This window comes from Curtobacterium sp. MMLR14_010, assembly GCF_001865015.1.
Lineage (GTDB): Bacteria > Actinomycetota > Actinomycetes > Actinomycetales > Microbacteriaceae > Curtobacterium.
Genome location: NZ_MJGV01000031.1, coordinates 1 through 18,755, shown reverse-complemented (window position 1 = coordinate 18,755; position 18,755 = coordinate 1). Strand labels below are relative to the sequence as shown.

The following is an 18,755-nucleotide window of genomic DNA, read 5'->3' as shown; positions in this document are numbered from 1 at the left end:
GAGCAGCTGATGGGGTACAACAACCCACCGATCCCGTGGTCGCAGTTCGAGCGGGCGCTGTCCGACAAGCGGAGCCCGGGGACCGCGCACGAGGGCGACGGCGGGGACAGCCCGGCGTGGTCGCGCAAGCGTGCGCCGTACGAACCGTCCGAGGTCGCCCAGGGCGGCGATGCGCCCACCGTGCCGTACGCGGAACTGCACGCGCACTCGACGTTCAGCTTCCTCGACGGCGCCAGCCAGCCCGAGCACCTGTTCGAGGAAGCCGCCCGGTTGCGTCTGCACGCCCTCGCGCTCACCGACCACGACGGCTTCTACGGTGCTGCCCGGATGGCGGAGGTCGCCGAGGCCTACCCGACCGTCGGCACCGTGTACGGCACCGAGCTCTCCCTCGGCCTGACCGAGCCGCAGAACGGCGTCCCCGACCCCGAGGGCTCCCACCTGCTGCTGCTCGCCGACGGGCAGGACGGCTACCACCGGATGGCAGGCGCCGTCACGAGTGCCCACCTCCTCGCCGGATCCGAGAAGGGCCGCCCGCAGTACGACCTCGACGACCTCGCCCAGCGGTCCGGCGGGCACTGGCGGGTGCTGACGGGCTGCCGGAAGGGCACCGTGCGACAGGCGCTCGAGCACGGCGGCGAGTCCGCGGCAGACACGGCCCTCCGCGCGCTGCTCGACCGCTTCGGGACCGGCAACGTGGTCGTCGAGCTCCTCGACCACGGCGATCCGCTCGACAGCGCCAGGAACGACGCCCTCGCAGCGTTGGCGACCGCGCACGCGCTGCCCGTCGTCGCGACCGGCAACGTGCACTACGCCACACCCGACCGGTTCCCCGTGGCGACGGCACTCGCGGCGGTGCGGGCACGGCGCAGCCTCGACGAGATCGACGGCTGGTTGCCGGCCGCCGACACCGCCCACCTGCGCTCCGGTGCCGAGATGGCCCGCCGGTTCGCGCGGTACCCGGGCGCGATCGAGCACAGCGTGACGCTCGCCGACGAACTCGGCTTCCGTCTGAAGACCGTGCAGCCCGGGCTGCCCGACATCGACGTCCCCGACGGCCACACCGCGATGTCGTGGCTGCGCGAGCTCACGTGGGACGGTGCCCGTCGCCGGTACCCGGGCAGCGCGGACGGCGTCGACCCGCACAAGCGGGAGCGCATCGAACGCGAACTCGCGGTGATCGAGGACAAGAAGTTCCCCGGGTACTTCCTCATCGTCCGCGACATGGTGCAGTACGCCAGGGGGCGGGGGATCCTCTGCCAGGGGCGCGGTTCGGCCGCGAACTCGGCGGTCTGCTACCTGCTGGAGATCACCGCGGTGGACTCGATCCGCTACGGACTGCCGTTCGAGCGGTTCCTGTCGGCGATGCGCGACGAGGAGCCCGACATCGACGTCGACTTCGACTCGGACCGCCGAGAAGAAGTGATCCAGTACGTCTACGACAAGTACGGCCGGTACAACGCCGCGCAGGTCGCGAACGTCATCACCTACCGGCCGAAGGGCGCCGTCCGGGACATGGCCAAGGCGCTCGGTCACAGCCCCGGGCAGCAGGACGCCTGGTCCAAGCAGGTCGAGCGCTGGGGGTCCGTCACCGAGAGCCAGGACCACGACATCCCGGCCGAGGTCGTCGGGCTGGCCAGCGACGTCCTCGGGTTCCCCCGACACCTCGGCATCCACTCGGGCGGCATGGTGCTCACCGACCGGCCGGTGGGCGAGGTCGTGCCGATCGAGCATGCCCGCATGGACGGCCGCACCGTGTTGCAGTGGGACAAGGACGACTGCGCGTACATGGGGCTGGTGAAGTTCGACATGCTCGGGCTCGGCATGCTCGCGGCGCTGCAGTACTCGTTCGACCTGGCGGCGGAGCACTGCGGGGAGCGCTGGGAGATGCACTCCATCCCGAAGGAGGAGCAGGGCGTCTACGACCAGCTGTGCCGGGCAGACACGATCGGGGTGTTCCAGGTCGAGTCCCGCGCACAGATGGGCACGCTGCCACGACTGCTCCCGCGCCGGTTCTACGACCTGGTGATCGAGGTCGCGCTGGTGCGTCCCGGGCCGATCCAGGGCGGTGCGGTGCACCCGTACATCCGTCGCCGCACCGGCGAGGAACCGATCACCTACATGCACCCGTCACTCGAGCCCGTGCTCGAACGCACCCTCGGTGTGCCGCTGTTCCAGGAGCAGCTGATGCAGATGGCGATCGCCGTCGGCAACTGCTCGGGCGACGACGCCGACCTGCTGCGGCGTGCCATGGGGTCCAAGCGCGGACACGAGAAGATCGACCGGCTGCGCGACAAGCTCTATGCGGGCATGGCGGACAACGGCATCCACGGTGCGGATGCCGACGCCATCTACGCGAAGATCCAGGCGTTCGCGAACTTCGGCTTCGCGGAGAGCCACTCGATCAGCTTCGCGCTCATCGTCTACGCCAGCGCCTGGATGCGGCTGCACTACCCGGGGGCCTTCCTCGCGGCGCTGCTCCGGGCCCAGCCGATGGGCTTCTACGCGCCGCAGACCCTGGTCGCCGACGCCCGCCGACACGGAGTCGAGGTGCTGCGTCCGGACATCCTGCGTTCGGCCGTCGACGCCACCCTGGAGCCCCTCGACGGGCACGCTGCTGGTCAGCACGGGCACGCCGCCGCTCAGCACGGTGACGATGCCTGTCTCGCCGCCGAGCAGCCACCGGTGCTGCCGTTCGACAAGACGCACCCCGACGACACGGCACAGCACCGGCGGGACGGCGCCTTCGCGGTCCGGCTCGGGCTGGCCGAGGTGGCCTCGCTCGGACGGAAGAGCGCCGAGCGGATCGTCACCGAGCGGGACGCCAACGGTCCGTTCAAGGACATGTCCGACCTCGCCCGTCGGGTCGGGCTGACGACGGCACAGCTCGAGGCCCTCGCCGCCGCCGACGCGTTCGCCCCGTTCGGGGTCGACCGCCGCGGGGGCATGTGGTCGGCTGCCCAGGCCGCGGCCGAGCGCCCGGACCAGCTGCCGGACACGCAGGTCGTCGTGCAGCCGCCGCTGTTCGGCCAGATGACGAGCGGCGACGTCCTCATCGCGGACATGTGGTCGACGGGCATGACGACGGACGACCACCCCGTCGGGCACCTCCGTGACCGGCTGCGCGCGAAGCGGGTGCTCAGCGTCGAGGACCTCGCCACCGCGGAGAACGGGCGACGGATCGAGGTCGGCGGCATCGTGACGCACCGGCAGCGTCCGGCGACGGCGTCGGGAATCACGTTCCTCAACGTCGAGGACGAGACCGGCCTGGTCAACGTCATCTGCAGCGTCGGGGTGTGGGGGCGGTACCGACGAGTCGCCCGGGAGTCACCGGCGGTCGTCGTGCGCGGGATCCTCGAGCGTTCGCAGGACGGCGTCGTGAACGTCGTGGCCGACCGCATCGAGCGACTCCCGCTGGCGGTCAGGACGAGGTCCCGCGACTTCCAGTGACGCGGGTGCCGCGGTGCCGCGGGCGCCAGGCACGGAGTGGATCTGAACAACCGATGTCGGCTCGCGCCGCCGACGTCCGTGGCGCGAGCCGACGTCGGTGGTGCGGAGCCACGCCGGCCAGCCGCCGCGCGGCCCGGAGCCGCGCCGCGCCAGGCCGACGCGAGTCGCGCCCCGCTGCGGACATCGCGCCCGCACGTACCGGGGCGCGATGTTCGCCAGGGGGCGCGACGCGAGTCGCGCCGGGCAGTGCGGCGCCGGCCGCACCGCGCACCGCACGCCGCACGCCGCACGCCGGACGCCGGACGCCGGACGCGGGCACGTACCGGACGGGAGGCACGGCGCGGGCTGGCACCGAGCCTCCCGTCCGGTGGTGGCCGCGGTGAGCGGTCGCGACACCCCGCTCAGCTCCGCCGACGGGTCACCATCCGTCGGTCCGGCCGGTCACCATCCGACGATCCCTGACCTCCCGGCGGAACGCACACGGGACGTCGTGACCACTCGAGGGAAGGCACCGGACGGCGCGCAGCGCTACCGCGCCACGGGCACCCGCACGGTGACCTCGAGACCACCGGAGCGGACGTTGCGGAGGGACGCGGTGCCTCCTGCCCGTTCGGCGACGGCACGGACGATCGCGAGTCCCAGGCCGGAGCCGCCCGGCAGGGGGATCGTGCCGGTGGCCGGGTCGGGAGCGGGGCGGGACTTCCTGGCCTCGTCGGGCCGGGTGAAGCGGTCGAAGGCCACGGGCACGAAGGACTCGGGCACGCCGGGCCCGTCGTCGGTCACCTGGAGCTCCCCGAACTCGGGTGTGCTCCGCCAGGTGACGAGGACGCCGCCGCCTCGGGGGAGTGCGGAGACCGCGTTGCCCGCGATGTTCGTCACGAGCTGGGCCATGCCGCCGGCGTCGAGCCGGTACCGGGCTTCGGCTGCACCCGAACCCGAACCCGAACCCGAACCCGACCCGGGTGTCGGGGACGCAGCCGGCGGCTCCAGGTCGAAGTCGACCGTGATGTCCTTCGTGCTCGCGATCAACCGGACCCGGTCGACTGCGGCCATGACCTCGTCGCCCAGGTCCGACCACGTCGAGAGCGCCTGCTGGTCGGTGTCGCCGGCGCGCTCCGACTCCTCGATCCGGGACAGCGTCAGCAGGTCGTTCGCCAGCCGGGACAACCGCGCGACGTTGTTCTTGGCCCGCTCGATGTGCTCGGCCAGCGCGGCGGCGTCGCCGGTGTCGAGCGAGGCGAGGTCGAGCTGCGTGGTGAGGATCGCGAGCGGTGTGCGCAGCTCGTGGCTGGCGTCGGAGACCATCTGCCGTTCGCGCTCGGTGGCCTGCCGAGTCCGAGCCAGGAAGGCGTTGAGGGTCATGGCGAGGGACGCCAGTTCGTCCTGCGCCGGTCCGACCGGCAATTCGGCGCGCTCGGGGGCGACGGAGAGCCGCTCGGCCTCGCGGCGCATCCGGTTCACCGGTCGGAGTGCGGCGGTGGCGAGGATCCACGACGCGACACCGAACGCGACGAGGATCGCCAGCCCGGTGACCGAGAGGGTCGTGGTGAGGTCGTCCACGACGATCGCCTCGGCCTGTGCGTTGCGGGCGGCGACGACGGTCCAGCGGCCGGCCTGGTTGACGGGGTGCTCGACGACGACGCGGTACTGCGACCCGGACACGTCGATGACGCTCGTGCCGGCGGCGGTCGTGGTCAGGCTGCCGAGGGCGTTCTCGACGCGGGTCGGCATCGTGGAGAGCACGATGTCGCCCTTCGGGGAGACGACGGCGACGAGTTGGAGGTTCCCCGGCGGCGAGAAGTCCGGGTCGCTGTCGACCTCGAGCGTCGCGACGTACGGGTCGGCATCGGCGTCGAGCAGCGTCCTGGTGGCCGACGCGACGACGCTGACCACCTGGAAGCGCATCACCAGGACGAGCAGCACGATCACGACCGCGGCGATCGCCGTCGAGCCGATCGTGATCCGCGACCGGAGCGAGAGCAGCCGGAGCGGCCGGATGAAGCGCAGCACGACGGGCGGGTCAGGACCCGAGCAGGTCGAGCCGGTAGCCGCGTCCGCGCACGGTGGAGATGGCGACGGTCGCCTCGTGCGACGTCAGCTTCTTGCGGAGGTACGAGATGTACTGCTCCACGACGTTCGGGTCGACGTGCTGCGAGCCGTCCCAGACCTCTTCCAGGATCTTGGGCCGGTCGACGACCGTGCCGACGGAGCGCGCGAGCAGCCGCAGCAGCGCGAACTCGGTCGGGCTGACGGCGACGCGCTGCCCCTGGATGGACACGCGGCGCGCCTCGGAGTCGATGGCGACGTCGCCGACCTCGATGACGCGCGGTGCGCCGGCGGCCTCGCGGCGGCCGAGAGCGCGGAGCCGGGCGGTGAGCTCGGCGAAGGCGAACGGCTTCGTCAGGTAGTCGTCGGCACCGGCGTCCAGGCCGAAGACCCGGTCGTCGACGCCGTCGCGGGCGGTGACGAGCAGGATCCGCACGGGGTCCTCTCGTTCACGGATGCGCCGCGCCAGCTCGAACCCGGACATGCCGGGCATCATCACGTCGACGACCGCCAGGTCGAAGGCGTTGTCCCCGAGCGCGATGAGCGCCTCGACACCGTTCTCGACCGCGGTGACGCGGTACCCCTCGGCGGCGAGACCGCGTTCCATGAGGGCGCGCATCTCGTCGTCGTCCTCGACCACCAACAGCCGCATAGTGACCTCCTGGGACCCATCGTGGCATCGAACCGGTGTCCGGTGGTGGACCGACGTTGATCCTGACTGAATCTCGTCACAGCGTGGCCCGCGATCGAGGGACGTGAGGACTGCTTGCTTCGTTGCTATGCTCCCCCGCGGACGGGATGTACCCGACAGACCGTCCTGTCTTGGGGGACCCATGAACGACCAGTCCGACCACCCGGCAGTCGTCCGACTGCGTGCCGAACTCGATGCCGCGTGGAAGGGCGTCGGAGCACTCGCGCAGCTCGAGGGCATCAGCCGCGACCGCGTCGTCGCCGAGCTCCGTGCCGCCGTCCCGGACGTCGCCGGCCGCGCCGCTCGCGAAGCCGGACGGGAGGCCGTGGTCGCCGAGATCCGTCGGTTCGCGGATGCCGAGGTGGTCGCCTCCGACCCCACGGTGCCGACCCGGGTGATCTGGGGCGACATCGTCGGTACCGCCACCGTGGCGGCGACCGCCACCACGACGCTGGCGTAGACCGCCGCACCGGCAGGGCACCGGCAGGGCACCGGCAGGGCACCGGCAGGGCGCCGGATCGGCGCACCGGCGCACCGGCGCGCGGCACCGGTCGCATGGCCGCGGGCTCAGTCGTCCTCGCCGAGGAGCTCCTCGCGCACCCGGCGGATGTCCTCGAGCAGGGCCCCGATGAGGACCCAGTGCCGAGAGTTCGGCCGGACGACCGCGAGCGGTGCCGTGAGGGCCGGCTCGGACTCCTCCGGGAACGCCTCCGGCTCCGCCTGCGCCAGCTCGGTCGACTCGACCTGCCGCCCCAGCGCCCGGACGTCGGCGCCGATCCTGGCCACCTCGGTCGCGATCCGCCCCACCATCGGGTCGGCGCGGAGGTCCGGCGTGGCGTTGTCGCGGATGGCCCGCGTCATGCCGGTGACCCGCGTGACGAGGACCCGCAGGTGCTCGGTCACGGCGACGTCCCGGTCGAGGATCGTCCGGTGCCGGCCGCCGCGCGGGTTCATCGTGAGCGACTCCCGCGCCGCGGTCAGTGCGGCGTCGGCCTTGGCATGCTGCTGTCGGAGCGCTCGTGCCCGGAGCAGGGCGTCGTGCCACCGGTCGTGGTCCCAGCCCTCGGTGAGACCGATCGCGACCCGTTCGAACGCCACGGCGGTGTCGCGTGCCAGTCGGGCGACCGCGAGGTGTCCGGGGCGGAGCAGCACCGGCGGAACGATGACGGCGTTCACGACGAGGGCCACCGCCGCGCCGAGCACGGTCTCGAGGACGCGGTCGGCCGAGTAGTTCGGCGTGACCACCCCGGCGGTCAGCACGAGCATCCCGCTGATGCCGACCTGTGTCGCCGACGTCGGGGTGAGCCGGAGCGCCCACGCGATGAGGATCGACACGACGATCGCGACGAGCACCACCCAGACCGCGTCGCCGAGCAGGAAGTGCAGTCCGGTCGCCAGCACGACGCCGAGCACGACGCCGGCGCTGCGCTCGAGGCCCTTCACGAAGGACTGGTTGATGCTCGGCTGGACGACGAGCAGCGCCGCGATGGCGGCGAAGGTCGGGAACGGCCCGCGGATGACGAGTTCGCAGAGCAGCACCGCCGCGACCACCGCGACCGCGGTCTTCACGACCTGCAGGAAGGGGGAGCGGCTCGAGCTGCGGAGGCGCGAGACCGGGTTCACGAGGACCACGCTAGCCACGCATCCGCACGCCGAGCCGTGCACGAACGCGACGAAACCGCACGGACACGGTTGACTGACCTCGTGTGGCCGAATCATGAGCGCGTCATCCCGGAGGCCTTCGTCGGCTCCGGGACCACTGTCGTGGCCGCGCGCGCGCACTCGGTCGAGCCCTCGGGCAACGGGTACCTCTACGGGTACGAGGTCGACACCCTCGACCGGAACAACCTGCGCGCCACCGTCCTGACCTACGTCGACACCGGCGGCACCCACGACCAGAACAGCGCCCTGGTCACCGACCCCGCGACGAACGAGCCGGTCTCGGTCTGGGCGTACCCGAACGACCCCGGGCTGCCGGTCCTGCCGCAGGTGACCTACCGCGACGCCGTGGCCGAGCTCCTCACCACCCTCGGGATGCCGGTGACGAACCCCGTGCTGACCGTCGCGGCCTACCGCCCGGGCAAGCGCGCCGTGGTCCGCGTCGACGCCCCCGAGGGCACGCTCTTCCTCAAGGTCGTGCGGCCGCACCGGGTCGCACCGATCGTCCGCACGCACGAGCAGTTCGTCGCGGCCGGGCTCCCCGTGCCCCGCGTGCTCTCCAGTCGCGGCGACGGCCTGCTCGTGCTCGAGCGCATCCGCGGCGTGCCGGCGGGCAGCCGCATCCTCGACATCGCCGACGACCCGCGCTTCGTCGCGTCCCTCGCGGCGTTGACCGGCCGGATCGCCACCGTGCCGATGACCCAGCAGGCCCGCGCCGACGCGATGGACCACGCGGACTGGCACCGGAAGACGCTCGTGACGGCGCTGCCGCAGGACGCGCTCGAGATCGACGAGCTCTACGACGCGATCGGCCGACGCTCGATCGGCTGGACCACGACGGACAAGCAGGTCGTGCACGGTGACCTGCACCTCGAGCAGGTCTTCGTCGACGAGGACGAACCCTGGCGCATCTCCGGCCTGCTCGACATCGACACCGCCGGCTGGGGCTACCCCGTGCGCGACATCGGTGCGGTGGTGGCGCACCTCGTCGTCACCGGGCTCTGGCACCGTTCCCGCGGCGACGCCGACCGAGGCGCCGCGGCAGAACGCCTCGCCGACGCGATCGCCCGCGACTGGGCCGCGCGGAACCCCGTCGCGGCCGAGCGGCTCGGACCCGCCATCGGCGCGCAGCTGCTGGCGCACGCCGGAGGCCAGGCGACCACGGGCTCCGCGAACGGCATCGCCACCGCGGAACAGCTGCTGCGGGCGACGCGGGCCGCGCTCGCGGAACCGGCCCCGAGCCTCCCGGCCGACGGTGCCGGCCGTCCGCGGTCCGCACCCCGCGTCTGAGACGCGCGTTCCCACCCGCCGCGCCTCGGGCGATAGGTCGGAACGCGCGTACCGGGTCAGAAGATCCGACCTGGCACGCGCGTTTCCGCTCACCACGCGCGTCCCCACCGCCGCCACGGCCTGGAGGCTCGACGCGCGCGGGGTGCGCCGAGTCGCCTCCGTCGGTGGTGCGGGAGTACACTGACCGCGCACGCACCGCGTGCTCGCACGTCGCGTCGATTCCGGACACGGCACTCGACCGGTTGGCCGAGCGGGCACCGGATCCGCGACCGCTCCCGGCGAGTCGCGTGCGTGCGACAGCGCCGGATCCTCCGCGCAGATCGAGCCCGTCGGACACCACCAGGGTGACCGCGACGGACACGGTCGACAGCCAGAACGTCGTGGGGATCGGCGCACCGGTGGGCCGCATCGGCCCGCCACGGCAGTGGTGCGACGGACGCACCGACGACTTCCGCCAGGACGGCGGCTCGCCCCGGTCTCGGGACGGAACAAGGAGGAGCCTTGGCTCGATCAGGCACGCGGCGTGCAGCCGGTGGGACGCGGACCGCGTCGCGCCGGACCCGGCCGCTCGACAACGACGGCGTCATCCCCGTGCTCGCCCGCGCGGTGCGCGAGGTCGAGGCGGCCGCCCAGCGCGGACCGCTGAAGGCGTCGAACCGCACGAAGTTCCAGGCGGTCGCGCTGCTCATGCGCGAGGAGCGTGCCCGCGTCAAGGCGGACACGACGCTCACCGACGCCCAGCGGGCCGAGCAGATGAAGCGGCTCGACGGCGTCGCGACCATCCTCGCCAAGACGGCGGCGCGTGACACCAGCGTCATCCAGCTCCTGGCCGAGGAGTCGCCCGTGACCGAGGCGACCCGCACCGTCAAGCGCGACATGATGATCGCCGGCGGCGTGGAGATGCAGCCGGAGGACCTCGTCATCGCAGCCGAGCCCGCGCCGGTGGTCACCGCGCAGGAACGTGCCGTCGTGCCGCAGGCCGTGGTGCAGCGCCAGCTCGCGAACCCGTTCCTGCCGCCCGACTTCGCCCTCGCCGACCAGCCCGTCGCGCACCCGCGGCGCCTGGCGAACTGGGAGCTCTTCGGCCCGCTCTTCAAGTCGTTCGAGTACGGCGCCGGTGGGGGATCGGCCTCGATGCCGCTGCCCGACCCGACCTCCGTGCAGACGATCTCCGGCACCACGTTGATGCAGCACCAGGCGGAACTCGTCGCCGCCGCAGCGCAGGGCCACCGCACGTTCCTGCTCGCCGACGAGCCCGGACTCGGCAAGACCGCGCAGTCGCTGCTCGCCGCCGAGGCCGCCGGGGCGTACCCGCTGCTCGTCGTCGTGCCGAACGTCGTCAAGACGAACTGGGCCCGCGAGGCCGCGCGCTGGGTGCCGAACCGCCGCGCCACCGTGATCCACGGCGACGGTGACGACCTGGACGGGTTCGCCGACGTCGTCATCGTGAACTACGAGATCCTCGACCGGCACTTCGGCTGGCTCGGGGCCTTCGGGTTCAAGGGCATGGTCGTCGACGAGGCCCACTTCATCAAGAACAAGGACTCGCAGCGCTCGAAGTTCGTGCTGCAGCTCGCCGAGAAGATCCGCGCACGCACCTCGTCGCCGCTGCTCATGGCGCTCACGGGCACCCCGCTGATCAACTCGGTGGAGGACTTCCGCACGATCTGGGAGTACCTCGGCTGGATCGACGACAAGAAGCCGCGCGCGCAGCTCATGAACGAGCTCGAGGACATCGGGCTGACCCCGGCCGACCAGGGCTTCTTCGCCGAGGCCCGGCGCGCCGTGATCGACATGGGCATCGTCCGTCGCCGCAAGGTCGACGTGGCCGCGGACATCCCCGCCCGCCGCATCGCCGACATCCCGGTGGAACTCGACGGCGACGAGGGCCGCTCGATCCGTGACGCCGAGCGCGAGCTCACCGCGAAGCTCGTCAAGCGCTACCACCAGGCGCTCGACGCCCGCACCGGCCAGGCGCCGGTCGAGGGCATCGACCACAAGCTCGTCCGCCAGGTCGCGCGGTGGGAGCTCGAGGACCAGGACGCGTCCTCGACCGGGGAGAACGTGTTCTCGATGGTCCGGCGCATCGGTCGTGCGAAGGCCCAGCTGGCGGCGGACTACGCGGCGCAGCTGGCGGCGAACGTCGGCAAGGTCGTCTTCTTCGCCAAGCACCTCGACGTGATGGACCAGGCCGAAGAGGTCTTCGCCCGCCGGCACCTGCGCACCGCGACGATCCGCGGCGACCAGACCGCGGCGCAGCGCACGGCCGAGATCGACTCGTTCGTGAACGACCCCGACGTCGCCGTGATCGTCTGCTCGCTGACGGCGGCCGGTGTCGGGCTGAACCTGCAGGTGGCGTCCAACGTCGTCCTCGCCGAGCTGTCCTGGACCAGCGCCGAGCAGACCCAGGCGATCGACCGCGTGCACCGCATCGGACAGGAAGAGCCGGTCACCGCGTGGCGCATCATCGCCGCGCAGACGATCGACACGAAGATCGCCGAGCTCATCGACTCGAAGGCCGGACTGGCAGCGCGTGCGCTCGACGGCTCCGACGAAAAGGTCGTCGACTCCGGCGACATCCAGCTCGACGCCATGGCGGCACTGCTGACGGAGGCGCTCGGCGGCTGAGCCGGCGGAGCTGCTCGGCGCCGTTCGGAGCTGCTCGGCGCCGAACGACGAAAACCCGCTCGAACCACGGACTTCCGCGGTTCGAGCGGGTTTCGGTCGTGCGGGGGCAGTCGGCGCCGCCGATGCCGACGTCGCCCGGGCTGCGCGTCAGATGCGCGACTGGACCTCGGCCAGCGACGGGTTCGTCGCGGTGCTGCCGTCGGGGAACACCAGCGTCGGCACGGTCTGGTTGCCGCCGTTGACCTCGGCGACGAGCTCGGCCGTGCCCGGCGTCTGCTCGATGTCGACCTCGGTGAAGGGCACGCCGGCCTTGGACATCTGGTTCTTCAGTCGTGCGCAGTAGCCGCACCAGGTGGTGGTGAACATGGTGACGCCGCCGGCCTGGGGCACGAACGCGTCGCGGGTGATCGTCTCGCTCATGTCCACAGGCTAACCCTCGGTGTCGTGAGCGCCCCGCGCACCCTGGTAGACAGGGGCATGTGACGGACACGCACCTCGAGATCGAGCGCACCTACGACCTGCCCGACGACGCCAGCATCCCCGACCTGATCGGGGTCGGCGGCATCATGCAGGTCGACCACCAGGAGCCCTTCGAGCTCGACGCCACCTACTGGGACACTGAGCGGTACGACCTCGTCGCCGCACACGTGACCGTCCGCCGGCGCACGGGTGGGAAGGACGCCGGCTGGCACATCAAGCGCGCCGAGTCCGACACCGTCCGGCACGAGGAGCACTTCCCGCTCACGGACGACGCCGACACCGTGCCGGTCGAGGTCCTCGCCGCACTGTTCACCGAGCGTCGCGGCCGCGGGCTCCGGCCGGTCGTCCGCATCACGACCACCCGCACGGTCACCCGGCTCCTCGACGAGGACGGCGACCAGATCGCCGAGCTCGCCGACGACCGCGTGAGCGCCGAGCGCCTCGACGCCGACGCCCCCGCCGACCCCCGCACCTGGCGGGAAGCGGAGGTCGAGACCGTCGAGGGCGTCGACCAGCAGGTCGCCCACGAGTTCCTCCGGTCACTCGACGGCCGCTTCGCCGCGGTCGGGGCCGGCCCCGCCGCCGTCGCGTCCAAGCTGGCACGCGGGCTGGCAGGAGCACCGGCACCGCGCCTCCAGTCCGCTGAGAAGCCGGACAAGGGAACCGTCGCCCGCGCGATCGCGAAGCGACTCAAGAAGCTGCGCTCCGCGCTCCTCAGCCAGGAGGCCCGGCTCCGCTCCGGCGACACCGCCGGCCTCCGCGAGACGGCCGAGACCGCGCTCGGGGTCGCCGCCGTCCTGCAGACGTACCGTCCGGCGTTCGCCGCGACCGAGGACCTGGACCGCGCCGCCGAGGCGGCGGACGCCCTGGCGGCCGTCACCGCCAAGGCCGCGCTGGCCGAGTACCTCATCGAGCGGCTGCCGCGTGCGTCGTCACCCGCGCAGGACGAGCTCGTCGACGCGATGACCCGCGAGCGCATCCTGGCGTCGACCCGGGAGCGCCGCGACCAGGCCTCCCGCGACGTCGTGGCGTTCCTGCACACCGAGGCGTTCCTGGAGCTCCTCGACGCCCTCGACGACGCCGTGGAGCGTCCCGCGCCGACCGCGTGGGCGCTGCGCTCCCCGAAGCACATCGCGCAGGACGTCTCCGCCATCGTGAAGCCCCACGTGCGCCAACTCGTCCGCGATGCCGTCGCCGACGACGTCTCGGACACCGCCGCTGCCCGCGAGGCGGCCGACCGTGCCACCACCGAGCTGGCGTGGCAGGCGACCATGCGTGCCCGGATGGCGATGGACCTGCTCAGGGACGACGCCTTCCCGCACGCGCTGTGGAAGCGCATCGGCGCCGCGGCGGACGTGCTGACGGAGCGGGTGCGGTCGCTGTACGCGCTCGACGCGCTCCGGGCGAACGCGGCCATCGCGGAGCGCGGTGGTGAGTCGACGTTCGGGTACGGCGTGCTGGCCGGTGACCGGGTGCGTCTGGCGGAGGAGTCCTACGACGAGGCGGTGCACGCGCTCAACCGCGTGTGAGGCACGGGCGGGCGGGCGTGTGCGCTCGTGCGTGCGCCCGCTCGTGCGCGGGTCGTCCATCGAGGGAGCAGACGACGTCGGGTGCCTGCTGGCGACTCGACGTCATCTGCTCCCTCGATGCTGTGCGGGGACTAGCCCGCGGCGATCGGCGCTGCCGAGGCCGCCGCGGGGGAGACGTCCGCCAGCCCGAGCGTGTCGAGGATCCACGCGAGCTCGAAGGCCCGCTCCTGCCACGAGGCGTAGCGGCCGCTGACGCCCCCGTGCCCGGCGGCCATCTCGGTCTTCAGGAGCACCGGGGCACCGACCTCGCGGAGCTTCGCCGTCCACTTCGCAGGCTCGACGTAGAGCACGCGGGTGTCGTTGATCGAGGTCACCGCGAGGATCGCCGGGTACTCGACGTCGGAGCGGACGTTCTCGTACGGGCTGTACTCGCTCATGTAGCGGTAGACCTCGGGGTCGTGGAGCGGGTCGCCCCACTCGTCCCACTCGATGACCGTCAGCGGCAGGTCCGGGTCGAGGATGCTCGTCAGCGCGTCGACGAACGGCACCGCGGCCACGATGCCGGCGAAGCGGTCCGGGGCGATGTTGGCGACGGCGCCCATCAGGAGTCCGCCGGCGCTGCCGCCCTCGGCGACGAGCCGGTCGGGGGTGGTGCGGCCGGTCGCGATGAGGTGGTCGGCGACCGCGACGAAGTCCGTGAACGTGTTCTTCTTCGTCAGGGTCTTGCCGTTCTCGTACCAGTGCCGGCCGAGCTCGCCGCCGCCGCGCACGTGGGCGACGGCGAAGACGACCCCGCGGTCGAGCAGCGACAGGCGCATCACGCTGAAGCCGGGGTCGATCGAGTACTCGTACGAGCCGTAGCCGTACAGGTGCAGCGGCGCCGGGGCCTCGGTGTCGACGGCGTCGCGGCGCCACACGAGCGAGACCGGCACGCGGGTGCCGTCCTCGGCCGTGGCCCAGTCGCGCTCCTGCACGTAGTCGTCGGGGTCGTAGCCGCCGAGGACGGGCTGGCGCTTCAGCACGGTGACCTCGCCGGTCGCCAGGTCGAGGTCGCTCACCTCGGACGGGGTGACGAACGAGGTGAACCCGATGCGGAGCGTCGGCTGGTCCCACTCGGGGTTGCCGCCGAGGCCGGCGGAGAACAGGGCCTCGTCGAAGGGGACCTCACGCGGCTCGCCGTAGCCGTCGCCCTCGATCGGGATGATCGCGACGCGCGGGAGGGCCTCGGCGCGGTACTCGACCGCGAGGTGGCCGGCGAAGGCGTCGGCGGACTCGATGCGGCGCTCGGTGTGGTGCGCGACGACCACGCGGCGGTCGGTCTCGGAGGTCGGGTCGTCAGCGGGGACGTCGACGAGCTCGAAGTTCTCGGCGCCGTCGTTGTGCAGCACGAGCAGGCGGTCGCTGCCACCGACGATGGCGTGCTCGATCTCGTACTCGACGCCCTCGCGCCGCGGCCAGACGACCTGGAACTCGCCCGTCGGGTCGGCGGCGTCGAGGACCCACGCCTCGGACGTGATCTTCGAGCCGAGCTCGATGACGATGTACTGCGACGACCGGGTCACGCCGATGCCGACCCAGTAGCGGTCGTCGGGCTCCTCGAACACGACGACGTCGTCGGTCGACGCGGTTCCGACCGCGTGACGCCAGATGCGGTCGGGACGCCAGGAGTCGTCGACGGTCGGGTAGAACACCCAGCGGCCGGAGGGGTCGAACGTCGCGCCGGAGCCGGTGTTCTCGACGACGTCGGGCAGGTCCTCGCCGGTGGTCAGGTCGCGGACGTGCAGCGTGTAGCGCTCGTCACCGGCGACGTCGACGCCGTACAGCAGCCGGGTGCCGTCGTCGGAGATGTCGTAGGAGCCGAGCGAGAAGAACTCGTGCCCGTCGGCCAGGGTGTTGCCGTCGAGGACGACCTGCTCGCCGGGGAGCGTGGCCGCGCTCGCCTCGAGCGAGGGCGGGGTCCAGTCGTCCGGATCGCTGATCGGGGCACGGCACTGGACGCCGTACTGGCTGCCCTCGGCGGTGCGCGTGAAGTACCACCACTGCCCCATCCGCACCGGGACCGAGAGGTCGGTCTCCTGCACGCGGCCCTTGACCTCGCCGAACACCCGCTCGCGCAGGGCGGCGAGGTGGTCGGTCGACGCGGCGGTGTGGGCGTTCTCGGCTTCGAGGTACGCGATGGTGTCCGGCGACTCCTTGTCCCGGAGCCACTCGTAGTCGTCGACGAAGTCGATGCCGTGGTGGGTCCGGGTGACGGGCCGCTTGTCGGCGGTGGGCGGGGTGGTCGCTTCGTGCTCGATGCTCACCGCTCCACCCTAGGCCGCGACCTCGTGCACGAGGTCGCGGACCGCGCCGTCGCGCACCCCGACGGCGACGCGCTCGGCGAAGGCGTCGAGTTCGGTGGCGACCCCGGTGACCAGCCACGCGCGGCCACGGCGGCGCTGCGTCACCGGACGGACGGTGCCGGTGCGCTCGAGCGTCCGGACCAGCGCGTCGACCGATCGCGGCGCGGACCCCGGCGAACGCCGACGGAGCGCGACGACGAGGTCCTCGGCGTCGTCCTCGGTGAGGACGGCGTCGCGCGCGAGCTCGGGGAGCGGCCAGGGGAGCCGACGGCGGGTGTCCTCGGCGTGCTCGTCGAGCAGCAGGGCCACCAGCGCCGCCTCGTCGCAGACCGTCCCGATCGCCGCCGCGAGGTCGGCGACGAAGCCGTGCACGGACCCGGAGCGGTACCGGACCAGGTGGTCGAAGTACCGCGACCGGTCGGCGACGAGCGCGCTGGCGACCGGCACCGTGATCGTCGTGGTGAGCCCGCGCCGGCGGAGGACCGCGCCGATCAGCGCCCGCCCCACACGACCGTTGCCGTCGGTGAACGGGTGGACGGACTCGAACTGGGCGTGGGCGATCGCCGCCTGCGCGATGGGGTGCAGGTCGTCGCGCTCGAGGAACGCGACGAGGTCGGCCATGGCGTCGGGCACGAGCTCGGGCGGTGGCGGGACGTACGCCGCGAGCCGTGGGCTGCTGCCCCCGCCGATCCAGTTCTGCACGGTGCGGTAGCGGCCGGCGTCACGGCCGTCGAGGGGGTCGTCGCGCAGCAGGTCGCGGTGCGCGGCGAGGATCGAGCGCTCGGTGATGCGTCCGGCCCCGGCCCCAGCCCCGACCCCGGCCCCAGCCCCGACCCCGACCCCGACCCCGGCGCCGGGGCTGGCATCGGCAGTCAGCCGCCGGAGCGCGGTCGTGGCGGCGACCATGAGCGTCGCGCTGCCGTTGGCCCGCACACCGACCACGGCGCGGGCGTAGTCGTCGAGGCCGGCGTGCTCGTCCTCGATCCGGGAGGACGCGACGGCCTCGGTCCGTGCCAGCAGTCCGCCCAGTGCGCCGAGCCGGTCGCCGTGGTGCTGGTCGAGGCTCCGGAGCGCCGCCGCTGCCCGGTCGAGCAGCGCGACGTCCGCTGGCACGGGGTCGTACCGACGGTCGGCGATGCGCGGGGGCACCGACGCCGTGACCGAGGAGCAGAGCCGGTCGGCACGAGGACCCCGACGCGCGCTGCGCCACGGCCGCTCCGTGGTGCCGTGGACCGCCCACTCCCGGGCGTGACCGGAACCGTCGTCGTCCATGTGTCCTCCTGTCGTCCCTCCGACCGTAGGCACGTCGTCGCCACCACCGCGCATCCTCGGGATGTCGTATCTCGCCTCCCTGGTCACCGGCTGCCGTTACCGTGGACGACATGACCAACTCGTTCGCGATCACCGGTGCCCACGTCGTCCCCGTCACGTCCCAGGAGTTCGACGGGGGAGCCGTCGTCGTGCAGGACGGCCGCATCACCGCGATCGGCCCGGACGTCACGCCGCCGCCCGGCATCCCCGTGGTCGACGCCGCGGGTGCCTGGCTCGTTCCGGGCTTCGTCGAGTCGCACGGCCACGTCGGCATCCACGAGGAGGCCAACGGCTCGGCGGGCAACGACACGAACGAGCTCACCGGGCCGAACATGGCCGGGGTGCGGGCGATCGACGCCGTCGACATCGACGACGAGGGCTTCCGCGACGCGCTCTCCGGAGGCGTCACGAGCATCGTCGTGAAGCCCGGGTCCGGCAACCCGATCGGCGGCCAGACCGTCGCCATCAAGACCTGGGGCGGCCGGACCATCGACGAGCAGCTCATCTCCGACGCGGTGAGCGTCAAGAGCGCCCTCGGCGAGAACCCGAAGCGCGTCTACGGCGAGAAGGGCCAGACCCCGTCCACGCGGCTCGGCGTCGCGAAGGTCATCCGCGACGCCTTCGTCGACGCGCAGAACTACCGTGCCGCACGTGACGCCGCCGCGACGAAGGGCGAACCGTTCGCCCGTGACCTCTCCAAGGAGACCCTGGTCCGCGTACTCGACGGCGAGCTCGTCTGGGACCAGCACACGCACCGGCACGACGACATCGCCACCGCGATCCGGCTGTCCGAGGAGTTCGGCTACCGACTCGTCGTGAACCACGGCACCGAGGGCCACAAGATCGCCGACGTCCTGGCGGCGAAGGACATCCCGGTGATCTACGGCCCGCTCTTCACCAGCCGGTCGAAGGTCGAGCTCCGTGACCGCGGCATCCCGAACCTCGCGGCGCTCGCCGCTGCCGGTGTCCGCGTGGCCATCACCACCGACGCGCCCGTCGTGCCGATCAACATGCTCGTCACGCAGGCGACGATGGCGGTCCGCGACGGTCTGCCGCGCCAGACGGCGCTCGAGGCCCTCACCGTGAACCCGGCGACGTTCCTCGGGTTCGGGGACCGCGTCGGACGCCTCGAAGCCGGCTGGGACGCCGACCTGGTCCTGTGGTCGGGCGACCCGCTGGACGCCACCAGCCGCGCGACCCGGGTGTGGATCGAGGGCGAGCAGGTCTTCGCGTGGGCCGACGGCGTCGGCACCACCACGCCGCGCTGGTAGCGCGTCCCAGCCGGGAGGCCCGGGTCGCGACGCGCGCGCACGTCGCGACCCGGGCCTCCCG

12 protein-coding genes are annotated in these 18,755 nt (G+C 72.6%); 6 read left to right on the top strand and 6 right to left on the bottom strand.

Annotated features, from left to right (window positions below):
• The first annotated feature begins 9 nt into the window (after nucleotides 1–9).
• A complete protein-coding gene (locus BIU98_RS07450; protein WP_071274175.1) occupies nucleotides 10–3,447 on the top strand; it encodes an error-prone DNA polymerase in 3,438 nt (1,145 codons plus the stop codon).
• Nucleotides 3,448–3,975: 528 nt separating this feature from the next.
• On the opposite strand, the gene BIU98_RS07445 is transcribed toward BIU98_RS07450, so the two are convergent.
• Together BIU98_RS07445 and BIU98_RS07440 are read right to left on the bottom strand one after the other, a co-directional pair.
• Nucleotides 3,976–5,457 carry a cell wall metabolism sensor histidine kinase WalK gene (locus BIU98_RS07445; RefSeq protein WP_083393072.1) on the bottom strand — a complete coding sequence of 494 codons (1,482 nt, stop codon included), beginning with the start codon at nucleotides 5,455–5,457 and terminating at the stop codon, nucleotides 3,976–3,978.
• A 10-nt stretch (nucleotides 5,458–5,467) separates the two neighbouring features.
• The gene (locus tag BIU98_RS07440) at nucleotides 5,468–6,145 is read right to left on the bottom strand and encodes a response regulator transcription factor (RefSeq protein ID WP_071274172.1); all 678 of its coding nucleotides are present in this window, start codon (nucleotides 6,143–6,145) and stop codon (nucleotides 5,468–5,470) included.
• Nucleotides 6,146–6,326: 181 nt separating this feature from the next.
• Here BIU98_RS07440 and BIU98_RS07435 point away from each other — a divergent pair, with 181 nt between their 5' ends.
• Nucleotides 6,327–6,644 carry a hypothetical protein gene (locus BIU98_RS07435; RefSeq protein WP_071274169.1) on the top strand — a complete coding sequence of 106 codons (318 nt, stop codon included), beginning with the start codon at nucleotides 6,327–6,329 and terminating at the stop codon, nucleotides 6,642–6,644.
• A gap of 107 nt (nucleotides 6,645–6,751) precedes the next feature.
• Here the strand turns inward: BIU98_RS07435 and BIU98_RS07430 are convergent, their stop codons facing one another.
• Complete coding sequence (locus BIU98_RS07430; protein ID WP_071274280.1) at nucleotides 6,752–7,807, bottom strand: aromatic acid exporter family protein; 1,056 nt, start codon at nucleotides 7,805–7,807, stop codon at nucleotides 6,752–6,754.
• Nucleotides 7,808–7,876: 69 nt separating this feature from the next.
• Here BIU98_RS07430 and BIU98_RS07425 point away from each other — a divergent pair, with 69 nt between their 5' ends.
• Together BIU98_RS07425 and BIU98_RS07420 are read left to right on the top strand one after the other, a co-directional pair.
• On the top strand, nucleotides 7,877–9,133 hold the full coding sequence (locus tag BIU98_RS07425) for an aminoglycoside phosphotransferase family protein (protein WP_139200615.1): 1,257 nt from the start codon (nucleotides 7,877–7,879) through the stop codon (nucleotides 9,131–9,133).
• Between the two features lie 501 nt (nucleotides 9,134–9,634).
• Entirely contained in the window at nucleotides 9,635–11,761 is a 2,127-nt protein-coding gene (locus tag BIU98_RS07420; RefSeq protein ID WP_071274163.1) for a DEAD/DEAH box helicase, read from the top strand.
• Nucleotides 11,762–11,908: 147 nt separating this feature from the next.
• Here the strand turns inward: BIU98_RS07420 and BIU98_RS07415 are convergent, their stop codons facing one another.
• Nucleotides 11,909–12,181 (bottom strand): mycoredoxin, encoded by a 273-nt coding sequence (locus BIU98_RS07415; RefSeq protein ID WP_071274277.1) that lies wholly within the window; start codon nucleotides 12,179–12,181, stop codon nucleotides 11,909–11,911.
• 59 nt (nucleotides 12,182–12,240) lie between these two features.
• Between BIU98_RS07415 and BIU98_RS07410 the strand changes: the two genes are divergently transcribed.
• Nucleotides 12,241–13,770 (top strand): CYTH domain-containing protein, encoded by a 1,530-nt coding sequence (locus BIU98_RS07410; RefSeq protein WP_071274160.1) that lies wholly within the window; start codon nucleotides 12,241–12,243, stop codon nucleotides 13,768–13,770.
• 131 nt (nucleotides 13,771–13,901) lie between these two features.
• On the opposite strand, the gene BIU98_RS07405 is transcribed toward BIU98_RS07410, so the two are convergent.
• Together BIU98_RS07405 and BIU98_RS07400 are read right to left on the bottom strand one after the other, a co-directional pair.
• Complete coding sequence (locus BIU98_RS07405) at nucleotides 13,902–16,073, bottom strand: S9 family peptidase (RefSeq protein WP_071274157.1); 2,172 nt, start codon at nucleotides 16,071–16,073, stop codon at nucleotides 13,902–13,904.
• A 9-nt stretch (nucleotides 16,074–16,082) separates the two neighbouring features.
• Nucleotides 16,083–17,384 carry a Fic family protein gene (locus BIU98_RS07400; protein WP_071274154.1) on the bottom strand — a complete coding sequence of 434 codons (1,302 nt, stop codon included), beginning with the start codon at nucleotides 17,382–17,384 and terminating at the stop codon, nucleotides 16,083–16,085.
• Between the two features lie 110 nt (nucleotides 17,385–17,494).
• Here BIU98_RS07400 and BIU98_RS07395 point away from each other — a divergent pair, with 110 nt between their 5' ends.
• On the top strand, nucleotides 17,495–18,694 hold the full coding sequence (locus tag BIU98_RS07395) for an amidohydrolase (protein ID WP_071274274.1): 1,200 nt from the start codon (nucleotides 17,495–17,497) through the stop codon (nucleotides 18,692–18,694).
• Nucleotides 18,695–18,755: the final 61 nt, after the last annotated feature.